At 53.9% G+C, this 12,408-nt stretch carries 8 protein-coding genes; 4 read left to right on the top strand and 4 right to left on the bottom strand.

Going from position 1 to position 12,408, the window contains the following annotated elements:
- Window positions 1-143: 143 nt before the first annotated feature.
- The 4 genes from AACP62_RS00530 to AACP62_RS00515 form a co-directional block, all read right to left on the bottom strand.
- Window positions 144-2,933: a class I SAM-dependent DNA methyltransferase gene (locus tag AACP62_RS00530; RefSeq protein ID WP_339345642.1), complete on the bottom strand. Its 2,790-nt coding sequence runs from the start codon at window positions 2,931-2,933 to the stop codon at window positions 144-146.
- A gap of 337 nt (window positions 2,934-3,270) precedes the next feature.
- Window positions 3,271-3,477: a type II toxin-antitoxin system RelB/DinJ family antitoxin gene (locus AACP62_RS00525; protein WP_339345640.1), complete on the bottom strand. Its 207-nt coding sequence runs from the start codon at window positions 3,475-3,477 to the stop codon at window positions 3,271-3,273.
- A 425-nt stretch (window positions 3,478-3,902) separates the two neighbouring features.
- The gene (locus tag AACP62_RS00520) at window positions 3,903-7,034 is read right to left on the bottom strand and encodes a cation-translocating P-type ATPase (RefSeq protein WP_339345639.1); all 3,132 of its coding nucleotides are present in this window, start codon (window positions 7,032-7,034) and stop codon (window positions 3,903-3,905) included.
- Between the two features lie 360 nt (window positions 7,035-7,394).
- Window positions 7,395-7,781, bottom strand: a complete 387-nt coding sequence (locus AACP62_RS00515) for a hypothetical protein (RefSeq protein WP_198205806.1) — start codon at window positions 7,779-7,781, stop codon at window positions 7,395-7,397.
- 111 nt (window positions 7,782-7,892) lie between these two features.
- Here AACP62_RS00515 and AACP62_RS00510 point away from each other — a divergent pair, with 111 nt between their 5' ends.
- The 4 genes from AACP62_RS00510 to AACP62_RS00500 all read left to right on the top strand — a co-directional run bounded on the left by AACP62_RS00510 (window position 7,893) and on the right by AACP62_RS00500 (window position 11,406).
- A complete protein-coding gene (locus tag AACP62_RS00510; RefSeq protein WP_229281577.1) occupies window positions 7,893-8,558 on the top strand; it encodes an ABC transporter ATP-binding protein in 666 nt (221 codons plus the stop codon).
- Window positions 8,555-9,985, top strand: coding sequence for an ABC transporter permease (locus AACP62_RS00505; RefSeq protein WP_024627010.1), 1,431 nt, complete (start codon window positions 8,555-8,557; stop codon window positions 9,983-9,985). Before AACP62_RS00510 ends, AACP62_RS00505 begins: the two co-directional genes overlap by 4 nt.
- A gap of 433 nt (window positions 9,986-10,418) precedes the next feature.
- Complete coding sequence (locus AACP62_RS08305) at window positions 10,419-10,712, top strand: ABC transporter transmembrane domain-containing protein (protein ID WP_024627011.1); 294 nt, start codon at window positions 10,419-10,421, stop codon at window positions 10,710-10,712.
- 397 nt (window positions 10,713-11,109) lie between these two features.
- Window positions 11,110-11,406, top strand: a complete 297-nt coding sequence (locus AACP62_RS00500) for an ATP-binding cassette domain-containing protein (RefSeq protein WP_198217313.1) — start codon at window positions 11,110-11,112, stop codon at window positions 11,404-11,406.
- Window positions 11,407-12,408 lie beyond the last annotated feature (1,002 nt).

Raw genomic sequence — 12,408 nt, 5'->3', positions numbered from 1 at the left:
AGTTAGGCACCAGCCAAGCTGCGAAGAAGCTTGGCTGGACGTCAAAGTAAAAGGAATAAGTAAACACCATGAGCTCACACGACCATTCGCGGCCCAACTGAGCAGATAGCAGCGCCAAAGCAAGTTGCTTTTTTATAGCTTTATTACTGCTTAATCATCTCCGCATAGCGGTCGAACAGAATCCGTAAGCGCTCGTCATCCGCCTTGCATGGCTTCTTGGCACCAAACGCCACATCAACGATCTTGTCAAGGTTCTTGTGCGCATAGTACAGGTCGCTGGGCATGAAGTCAGGATCGTACAGATCAGCTAATGACTGACCCATATGATTCGCACGTGCAGCAAGCACCGCTTTACCAGCCTCAGTCGCTCGTCGACGGATCACATCGTCCAGTTGAGGCAACGGAAGTGTGTTCCATACAACAGTGTTGCTAAAACGACAATCAGACTTAAGTCGCCCACCGATTGTTTTTTGCCAAGCCATGAACATTGAAGACTCAATAATTGCGAAGGCAAAACCATCTGGATCATCGATCGTCATACAAGCATCACTAGCGATAACATTTTCAGCTAACCAATCGCATGTTGCGTACTTACGTTGCCCACTAAATACACGGGGTACCGCAAGATAATTTGTTGATGGTTGAGCTAATTGTCCAAACAACCAAGCTGTAGAAGCCATACCTCTAGTAGAAGAGGCGGAACTATGTTCACGCATCTCTTTGACTCGTTCCACGCGATGCTTGAGAAAAGCAGACTTCCTTAAATCTGATGGCTCAGCATTTAGCATCCACAGGCACCAGCGTTCCTCACCGTTGATGAGTTCGCGTGCACCACGAAATGGTCGAACGTATTTTGCGGCGATAGGATCCGCCATTGCCTCCGCGTATGCTTCGCGATCATTCAGAATTAGATTTCCTCCGTCACGCGGCATAGACCCAAAATTAGCCAACGTGAGCATCGGAGATAGGGGACCAACTTTTTGCGAACGCTTTTCTACGAATACTTCTGGAGCTGGCACCAGATACCCATTGATTTTGGATTGTGCACTTTCGATACCGTCTTGTGTAATTGATGGATAATCCCATAAACGGCACATGCCACGTTTCCGACTCATCCCAACAATTACAACATGCACATGTGCGACGTCTGTTGATTGAGCATCCCACGCAAAAGTTTTATGAGCAAATCTGATATGCCAACCCAGCTGCTTAAGCGGCTTGAACAAGAATGGAACTTGGATGCCCTGGCAAATACTGTTCGTTGAGACAAAAGCAAAATCAGAATTGCGCGCATCTCTCAGATAGTACGCAGATTTGTTAAACCAGCAAGTCGCATAGTCAAGGTTGCCATCATAACGGTCACCCCAAATTAATTGCATATCTTTGATTTGATCATCAGTTTTTTTATTACGCCCGACGAACGGTGGGTTGCCCATCACATAGTCACACTGATTTCCCGGCAGTATCTCATTCCAGTCGTAGCGCAGCGAATTGGCTTGCACGATATTGCCGGAATCATGCAAAGGAAGATGGTCGAGTGTGCATCCAGCGATGCCTTCAGTATCGTCCAACGCCTGCTGCTCGGCGATCCACAAGGCAGTCTTGGCGACTGAGACAGCGAAATCGTTAATCTCGATTCCGTGGAACTGGTCGATACTGACCTTGACCAATGAGTCCTGACCACCGAACTCCATGTAGCCCTGACCATGGAGCATGTCGGCTATTGCTTTGTTCTCCAGTTCACGCAGACGGAGGAACGTTTCAGTCAAGAAATTGCCGGAGCCGCACGCAGGATCGAGGAACTTCAGAGAGGCGAGCTTCTCTTGATATGCCTTAAGACGGTTCATACGCGCACGTTCGCCCAGACTCTTATCGTCTTCGATAGTCTTCAGCTCCGTCTTCAAATCATCAAGGAATAGTGGGTCAATAAGCCTGTGGATATTTTTGACGGTGGTATAGTGCATACCACCCTTGCGCCTCTGGTCGTGGCTTAGGGTCTCCTCCATGAGGGAGCCGAAAATGACCGGCGAGATGCCCTTCCAGTCGAACTCATCACCCGCGTGAATCATCGCGTCGCGGATGTCGTCGGTGAACTGGGGAATCTCGATGGGTTCGGCAAACAGTCCGCCATTCACGTAGTCAAACTGTTTAAGCTCGTCCTCAAGATACTTATCACGATGCGAATTAGGGGTGTTAAGCACTTGAAAGAGGTCGACGACTGCTCGGCGCAAATGGTTAGCATCATTCCCCCTCACATAATTGCTGAAGGAGTTAGGCGGAAACAGGCGTGCGTCCTCAGCATACAGGCAGAATACAATGCGCACCGTGAGCACGGCGAGCGAATGATGCGCCTGCGGGTCGTCGGGATCGTCGTACTGAGCGGCCAGGGCGTTATGCAGGTTGGCCACCAGCACGCCCGCATGTTCAGAGAGCTTCTGCTGTACATGCATACGTGAATGTTCGGAGCTGAAGATCGAGGATAGTGTGCCTAGATGGTCGCCCAACTCCTCCAAGGTAAACTCGTCAGCAGGTGCTCCCGTGGCGCGTGGATCCTTATCTAGATCGTAGAAGCGGAACCGGCTGAAGTTGCACGTACACAATACGGCAGGCTTCATGCTGAACGGCAGCGCATCCGCATATCTCAACGCCTGCTGGACAGGCGTAACCATGCTGCCTTGGCGTTTCTCGGGTTTATCCAAGTCAAACGCCGCACCCTTTTGCTCAACAAGAAACCGAGCCTCAGGGCACAATACGTCGATGTAGCCACCATCTACGGTCCTATACTCGAACCGTACATTCTCCGTCACATTCGCCATGCCCAAGACATTGCTCAGCAGGTCAATCCAGAAGCGCTGATTCTCCTGCTTCTCTTGACCACGATCCTTCCAGCGCTGGATGAACTCTTCCACGCTTTTCTGCTGCGAAGCACTCATACCATTTATCTTTCCACACGTGTGTGAAGTTTCAGTCCTGCGTTTTCACTCCATGACCGTCTATATTCCACTCACGCACGGTTGCACGCCATTACAGCGCATATATCGAGTTGTATGCCTTCAAAGCGCGGACCAAAGTCTGGAAATTCACAATTATCAGTTCACTTTCTCCTCAATTCGCTCTAACAAGGTATGTTCGTGAGCCGTGCAACTCGGGTTTTTTATGAAGGCAGTGGCAGGAATCAGCGCAAGTCTCATCAGCCCGTGTCAGCAGTTGCCAGCACGCCATCCACCAGGTCCTTTCCTGTGGCGTACCCCTTAGTCTTCCCCCTCATGGCTAGAAGGCGCGATCCTCCAAGGCTTCTTCGGTTTCGACAGGTAGGCCCAAGCTGAAGTCCAAGGGCACCCGCTGCTCCCGAATAATCTGCTTGTAAAAGGCTCTGGTGACCGTAGTCATATCCAGACCAAGCTCCTTCACGATATGATCCACCTGTTGCTTGTCTGCATCGGATATCCGCACCGTAACCTGAGACATCTTCTCCATCGGAGCCCACCTTCCTTGTTGTCTGTAATTTTGCATTAAAGTGCAAAATTACAGCAGATATCTTACTTTAATGCAAAATTGCAGTGCATGGTAATGCATCAATGCGCATAGCTGACAGCAATAGCATGTGCCCATTGCTTCATGCTGCGCTGGGCGATTCCGACTACTCATGCTTCCAAGCCATCTTGGACGAAGTGGTCCTCTATGGAAGCGTTACCGAGTGGTCTTCTGCTACAACCAAAGTCGCCCGAACGAGAATGATGCCGGACACGGATGCACTCATCCCCTCCCCGCCTAGCAACAACAGCCTTGGCTCCACACAGCTGATCCACAATGGTTTTGCGGAAGATGAAGTAGGGCGCAAACTGTGTCCTCACTTAATGCGGCGACAGCGAGTGTGGTCGCCGCATCAGGAAGAAGCGATGTTATGCCCGTACCCGTCTGGCCGCCCAGTTGAACAGCTTTCGCAGTTCCGAGGCCACCAGGACCAGGGAGGCCAGGGCGATGCACTCCAGCCAGGCCTGGGGTTGGAGGGGGACGGTGCCGAAGGCCTCGCCCAGGAAGGGCACGTAGATCACCAGGAGCTGAAGCAGTATGGAGACGCCGATGGCGCCCCAGAGCCAGGGATTGCTGAAGAGCCCCAGGAAGGCCGACTTGCGGGAGGAGCGGGAGGCCAGCGCGTTGAAGAGCTGGGCGAAGACCAGGATAGTGAAGCCCATGGTCCGCGCCTCCCTGATCTGCGCCTCGTGACCGATCGCCTGGACGGACCTGTCGGTGAAGAGGCCGCCGCTCAGGTGCATGTCCATGCCGATCAGGGTGACCGCAGCCATGACCAGGCCTATATAAACGATGTCAACCCACATGTCCCGGTCGATCACCCGGTCGTTGATGGATCGGGGCGGGCGATCCATCAGATCGTCGGTCTGCGGGTCCACACCCATGGCCAGCGCGGGGGCCGCATCGGTCAGGAGGTTGATCCAGAGCAGCTGGGTGGCCAGCAGCGGCACGGTGACACCCGCCATACCGGGCTGCGATATGCCCAGAAGCCCTGCAAAGACCACTCCACCGAAGACCGTGAAGACCTCTCCCATGTTGGAGCTGAGCAGGTAGCGCAGGAACTTGCGGATGTTGTCGAATATGCCCCGGCCTTCTCGCACAGCCTGGACGATGGTGGCGAAATTGTCGTCCGCCAGGATCATCTTGGCCGATTCCTTGGTGACCTCGGTCCCGGTGATGCCCATGGCCACGCCGATGTCTGCGGTCTTGACAGCAGGGGCATCGTTGACGCCGTCGCCGGTCATGGCCACGACCTTGCCCTGGTCCTGGAGCGATTCGACGATCTTCAGCTTGTGCTCGGGGGCCACGCGGGCGTAGACGGAGACCTTGGAGGTGGTCTCCCGAAGCTGGTCCGAGTCCATGGCATCCAGCTGCTCGCCAGTGCAGGCCGGCTGTCCGGGCTTGATGATGCCCAGGTCCCCTGCGATTCTGGCTGCAGTAAGCGGATGGTCGCCGGTGATCATGATCGTTCTGATGCCGGCCTTGTGAGCCTGATCCACCGCATGGCGGACCTCAGTGCGGGGCGGGTCAATGATGCCGACCATGCCCGTCCAGATCAGATTGCTCTCCAGTCGGGTGCTTTCCTGGATCACCTTGTCGGCAGACAAGCGAATTGCAGGAGCATGCTGAGACTTTTCAGGCAACCGGTCCGTCTGATCCGTCCCGACCGTGCTTGACGGCCACTCCCCCGCGTCAGCTTCGGCCAGCGCCGACAGCTCCTGGTCGGATACAGGCCGGAAAGCCTGTCCCAAGGTCCTGTAGGCATCCGCCGAGAGACTGCTGACCTGAGCAAGTATCCTTTCCCGATCGGCACTGGTCATAGGTCTGACCTGGCCGCCATCGAGAATCCGGTCGCATCGGCCAAGCAGCACGTCGGGAGCGCCCTTGCAGAAGAGACGTGATTCCCTTTCGTTGTCATCATTCGGGGCAGCCAGAACCGACATGAGCTTGCGCTCGGACGTGAAAGGAATCTCGGCCAGACGACGGTAGCTATCAGCCTTGGCATCAGCGCCGACTTTGCGAGCGGCGACAATCAGAGAGACCTCCGTGGGATCGCCGACGCTCTGCCAGTGACCCTGCCCGGATCCAGACTGGGCCTGGGAATCAGGTTCGGCCTCGACCGGCTGCCAATGCAGGTCTCCGTCGTTGGCGATGGCCCCGACCATCAGGGTCTCTTCCACTGCCTCAGCCAGAGATGAACCAATGGTATCTGTCAGTTGTTGATCATCTGACCCACTGGCCTCGACCGGCTGCATGGTTCCCTCCGGAGCGTACCCGGTGCCAGTGAGCCTGACCTGCCCCGAGGGGACGACCACCCGTTCAACGGTCATTTCATTGCGTGTAAGAGTCCCTGTCTTGTCGGAGCAGATGACTGATGCCGATCCCAGGGTCTCCACCGAGCTGAGCTTCTTGACGATGGCATGATGCTTGGCCATGCGCTGCACGCCCAGGGCGAGAACCACAGTCAGGATGGCCGTCAGCCCCTCCGGCACAGCAGCTACGGCCAGGGATACGGCCATGAGCAGGGAATCAATCAGATCCTGGGTTGTCTGAAAGCCTTCCATCAGGGCCAAAGCAGCCAAAACCAGGGCGGCAATCAAGCAGACGGCCAGTCCGAGGAGCTTGGAGACGCGGGCCATCTCCTTCTGTAGGGGCGTGGGTTCCTCCTGGGTATCAGCCAGCATGTCGGCGATCTTCCCGACCTGGGTGTCCATACCAGTAGAGGTGACGATCATGCGCCCGTTCCCCTGGGTCACTGCGGTGCCGTTGAAGACCATGTTGGTTCTGTCACCCAGAGCCTTGGGCTGGTCAAGCCGACCGGGCCGCTTGCCCACCGGCAGCGACTCGCCGGTCAGCGATGCCTCGGCCACGCGCAGACCCGCGGCCTGGAACAGTCTTCCGTCGGCGCCGACCGAATCGCCTTCAGCCAGGACTACTACATCACCAGGCACGATCCTGCTGGTCTCCAGGCTGACCACCCGGCCGCCTCGCAGCACCGAGGCGTGCGGGGCCGTCATGCTCGCCAGAGCATCCACAGCCCGCTCGGCCTTAGCCTCCTGAGCGTACCCCAGGGCGGCATTAAGGATGAGGATGATCATGATGACGATGGCATCAAAGGGCAGGGGCTCCCCGCCTCCTGATGCCGGATGTGAGCGTTCCACCACCCAGGCCACCAACGAAATGGCCGTGGCGGCTAGGAGTAGATAGACCAAGGGATCCTTGAACTGTTGGAGGAACTTCCGCCACGCGGGAACGGAAGGTGCTCCAGCCAGCTCATTAGGACCGAACCTGTCCAGCCGACGCGCCGCCTCGGCCTCATCCAGGCCCCGGTCGGGGTCCACATTCAGAGCAAGGGCAACCTGATCGACACCTACTATAGAAGGGTCCTTGAGGACGGGGCCATTCACTCTGCGCCTCTGCTCATGGCCCTGCCCTGCAGTCGGGATCACGCCGGTATCTGTCGATTTCTCATGCTTGGGATCGCTGGTCAACCCAGTCATGCCACTCTCCTGCTTATGCCACGGAGTAGTCAACGCTTCAGAGGCCCGTTGGAAGAAATCAGAGGCGGCCAAACCAAAACGCTGCGTGGATGCTTGCCAAGTTGAACCAATAATATACATAAACACGGCCGAAGTCGTCAAGGCCTTTGCTTCAGTATGCATTCTCAGGCCTGTCTCATGACAGAGACGGTATCTTTGCTGCACTTAACTTGGCAGCGCCCTAGTTGCCGAATCCCCCCCCCCAAAAAAATACTAGATCTTCATTAGAAAAGCTTTAATCAATTTGGGCTCATCTGGCATAAAAACCCTTATCTGCCCTGAGAATCCTATTTAAGACCCTCTTGTGATTATTCGACAGGCTCAGCTGGCGTTATCTGAGCAGTAAATAGTCTTATAGGCCAACCATGGTAGTTCTTGCCAGCCGTCTGCCCTAACGATCCTTTCAGTGGAGACACCATTGGAAATAGCACTAAACACGAGAAAGAGAGGAGAGAGACGGACAAAATGCACAACATTATCGATCTGCAGAATAGCAATATCGCCATGAATGATGAAGCCGCTCATCATAGCGGCGTCAGCATATTTGCATGCCACGGCGGTGGGCATGATAATATCTGGAGTTGATGGACCTGCAGCTAATCCACAAAAATATGCCACTGCGATGACGCATTCACCAAAATGGCATGGGCTGTCATTTTTGCCCTGATGACGGCAGGGACAACAGTCATGTAAGTCTATGGGCGCCATCCTTGTATGGCATCCATAGCAATATTCTGATGAAGATTTATAAGTCGCGAGAACGGCGATGATGGGAGAACGGTGATGAGTGGTGCTTCAGTGAGTTCAAATGGATTGACAATGACGGTGACTCCGAGGAAGGATGATTCGATCACCATCCTCGACCATGTCGACTTCCATGCTGAGCCCGGAAGAATCACGGGGATTGTCGGCCCCTCAGGCAGCGGAAAGTCCACCTTGCTGTACTGCCTTTCGGGGTTGGAACGTGCGACATCCGGAAGCATCTCCCTTCTAGGGCATGACATCACACATATGCGAGCGTCCGCGCTCACTCGGTTTCGGCGTCGACATCTGGGATTCGTGTTTCAATCCTACAACCTGATCACGAGCATGACGGTGGAGGAGAACCTCGCGCTGCCATTCACCCTGCGCGGCCGTCGACTCCCCAAGCAAAAAGCGGATGAGATGTTGCGGTACTTCGGATTGGCAAACGAGAAAAAAAGGAGCGTGACGATGCTCTCAGGCGGAGAGCAGCAACGTGTCGCGCTTGCACGAGTGCTGCTCTCCGATGCAGATATCATTTTCGCCGACGAGCCGACTGGAGCCTTGGATCAGGAATCTGGCGCCAAGGTCATGCAGGTGTTCAAAAGCCTGGCTATGGATGCGGGCAGGACCGTAGTAATAGTGACCCACAGTGGAGAGGTAGCCGGACAGTGCGACCAGATCGTTGAGGTCCGTGATGGCCACGTGCTGAACGCTGATACGGAGAGCGGGGCCCGCATATGAGGGGCGCACTCTCTGATCTGAAAGCAGCCCCGGCCGTATGGGCCGGCGTATGGCTGTCACTAATCGTTTCCCAGACCGCTGTGTGCACTATCGTCGCCGCGCGCAGGGCTATTGATGCCGCTTACCACGGACCGGATGCCGGGTTAGGCGCCAACCTTTCCGGCCCAGCAATGCTGTTCAGCGTGGTCATAGCCGTGTTCGTGATGCTGTGGGTCGTGACCGCCGCTCTGAACCAGCGCAGGCACCAACTAGCATTGCTGGTCCTTCAAGGCGCCACGCCCTGGCAGCTGCTCTTCGGGAATCTGGCTATCATCATCGTCCTATTCATCTTGGCAGCAGTAGCGTCATCCCTCCTGACGCCGCTGGCAGCACCATATCTGTTCGACCTCCTGGCCAGAGCATTCGAGCTGAAACTGACGTATCAAGCAACCCAGCTGCTGGCATCCATCGGCACTGGGTTGGCCATTGCCGGAGTCGCCGTCCTTGCAGGCACAGTGCTGACCGTGCGCACACTATCCAAGATCAGGCCGATAGAGGCGCTTCGGCAGTCACAAAACCCGCCGAGACAAGTGAACGCATTCCGTGTTCTGCTAGGCGCATCGTTGCTCGTGGGAGCGATATGCGCGCTCATCATCCCGGGGACAGCTACACGCAAGATAGACTCTGGCGAGCTCGCCACGCACATTTCCGGCAGGAATCCCATAGAGTCCAGAGTGACAGGATTCATTGGGTTCTCCATGGGAGGCATGTTCCTCCTGATCTTCGCATTGGCTGTTCTGGCTCCCTATGTCATGCACTGGTTCACCAAAGGATGGACGCATCTTCTCCCCCTGCCATTCAGCACCTGGAAACTCGCTAGGCAGCAGGCCGTTGGGAGGATCCAACGACAGAACGCGACCATCATTCCCATGACGGCCGGCTTGTCGTTGCTCATGACTTTCTCTGGTGTGTTGCATACGCTGACCGACAGCCTCAAGAATTTCGCCAGTAACGGCCATTCCATGAACGTGAACCCACACATGCTGACGAACCTGATGGCCATGCTCGGCCCTGCGCTCATCATCGCTTTGGTGGGCGCAATCTCCGGACTGATGATCACCGCACGAGGGCGACGCCTGGATCTGGCGCTGACATACGTATCCGGTGCCAGTACCGGACAGTTGCGCATTTTGGGAGCCCTCGATGGTCTCATTTCGATGGTCACCTCGGTGCTGCTCGCCTTCGTCATCACACTGCTCAGCACCTGCGGCACCGCCTTCATGCTGCAACGATATCTGGGAAGCGCAAAGATAAGCGTTCAATGGGGATATTGGGCGGTCATCGCACTCCTCGCTATTGTCGTAGGCGCCCTCGTCACAGGCGTGCAGGCGCTGTGCGCGCGTTCCGAGGATTCTGTGAGGGTCATATCACGTGCAGTCGGTGAGTAACCACCCCCAACAAAGGACGAAAATGTCGCCACACAAGCGGAATAGTAATGAGAAAACCGCATCTTTGATAGACGTGCCCCGCCTTTTGAAATCCATAAGGGTGTTTTATTCACGGTTAGTCTGCTAAGTATAGCGAGCGCCCTCTTAAATCTGGCTCAGCCACAGCTTGTCAATGTCATTCTTGGACGCGTGCAGCATAACATGCGATCCGCAGTGCCCCTCTAATAGCGTTGGCAGGAGTGTTTCTGTCCGGCGCAGCAATCACTTCTTTTGACGCTTACCTGCTGTTGAACGATATGAGACGGTCTCTAGTAATGCATATTCTGCATTTGCCGTTCAAAGATCTGGACCAGTCGCATACAGGCAACGTAATTTCTATTATTTCATCTGATACAAATGAACTGAAGCGATTGCTGACCGATAATTGCCAGAAGTGTTTGGCACTTTACTGGTGTTCATAGGCGCGTGTGTGGGAATGGTCATAATCAGTCCCGTCATGTTCGTTATCTCTCTTTCGACCTGTCTTGTTACTGTCGGTTTACTGGTAGTCTTATCCGGAAAATTACGAGACTGCTCCAGAGGGGCTCAAACGGCCATAGGAGATATGACGTCTGCAGCCACTGATGCTTTGATGAGTTTGAAAAGGATCAGGGTTTTCGACGCCACGGAGCGTGAGACCAATAAAATCGGCGAGAAGCCAGGCAAGCGTGCACATCCGGTCGTCTAATTTCAAAGAAGCAGTCACTGATATGGCCATCAGGAATGGCCTTAATGCAGTTGTGCCTGATGGTTGTATCGGGAATCGGCGCTTTCCAAGTGGCCAAAGGAGTGATGACTGTTCAGCAACTGGTAACTTTTCTATGTACCTAGAAATGATGCCCACGCCTATGGCGACACTTTCTTCGACATATAGCAGACTGTTCAGAGCGTTGGGCGCGAACTCCAGCATTCAAGCGATAATGAGAATGCCGACCGAAGATGCGACATCAGCATGAGCAGTATCCAGTAGGGTCCAAAGGAAGGTCACCAACTCCGATCAGATTGACATCGATCTTGACCATGCTGATATTCCGTATGATGACGCACGGAACAATCGTGGCGGGCTCCAACTGAATGAAGCGGGTGTGCATATGAAAGGCGGCGTCGTCTACGCGATAGTCGGACCATCCGAAGCGGGCAAATCAACCATGCTGGCCCTTATAAAGGTATTCTATAAGCCAAATCATGGCCATGTTCTCTTTAATGGCATTGATATTTCAACTCTCAGCTCCTCTTATGTACGTTCTCTGATCGGCTATGTAGAACAAGATGCCCCCATATATTCCGGTTCTTCCAGAACGAATTTGGCGATGAACAAGAACGGCGTATCCGATGAAGGCTGCTGGAATGCCTTAAATAAGGTGAACCTCACGCCAAAGTGAGAGACACCTTCGATGGATTGGATACCCCAGTAGGCAACGCGGTGTATTGCTGAGTAGCGGTGAACGCTATCGCTTGGCCCTGGCAAGGCTGTTGTCCATAAGGCGGCCGATCATGCTGCTTGACGAAAAAACATACCATTTAGACGCTAAAAACGAGGAGCTCGTCGCACAAGTCATTCATGCCAATTCCCCGGAGCAGACAATAGTCATGGCGGCACAGAGAATAAAATCAATCGCTTCGTCAAAATAGAATCATAGTTTTGGCCAATAGAACTATCAATGGTTTCCTTTGGAAAATATTGTCTGCCAATCCTACTCTCCTATATGTATTGCTGTTAATAAACTTGATACCAATGTGAATTATTTGGCTATATATAAATATGCGCGGACAATACGATCCACCGGCAGCAAGGTTCTCACCTCAACAAAGGAACAGACGATTCAAACTATCGTCTTGCCCTCTAAAGATATCTTTAATGAAATTTATTGGCTGCTTGGTTTCCAGCATGATATGTAGTCATTGCTAGACTGATCATGAGATACCTAGCAGTAAAGTTTAGCTGGGAGTACAGTACGTGAAACTTATACAGGGCACGCAGGAATAAATCTTGGAATTGCTCATTTTCAAGACATGACCCTCGCTGTTCCGCACAGTCAATCAACTATCTGATTTTTTTGATGACTATATGATCACGACGATGTTGATCGCCTACGGGCTTAAGGAGCCGGACCGGGCATCAGACCGCTGGTTAATAGCCTAAACGAGTGGGCGTGGGCTGATACATGACGTACGCTCTGAGCTTCTCATACCAGATAGGATGATACAAAAAGAGAGAAGAGGATACGGCACCTATATTCCATGTCGGCCGTGCGTTTTGAACCGTATTACGGTATTTTCATGCCAGGCCCTGACGACGATCTTGAGGCTCCTCCGGTCATCTCAAATAGTTTCAATTTCATACAGCTGCGTAGGCGTCATACGGGCATCGGCATCTCCGATCG

Source organism: Bifidobacterium apis (genome assembly GCF_036986835.1).
GTDB lineage: Bacteria > Actinomycetota > Actinomycetes > Actinomycetales > Bifidobacteriaceae > Bombiscardovia > Bombiscardovia apis_A.
Note: the sequence above shows the minus strand (reverse complement) of the source record. Positions and strands in the feature narration are given on the sequence as shown.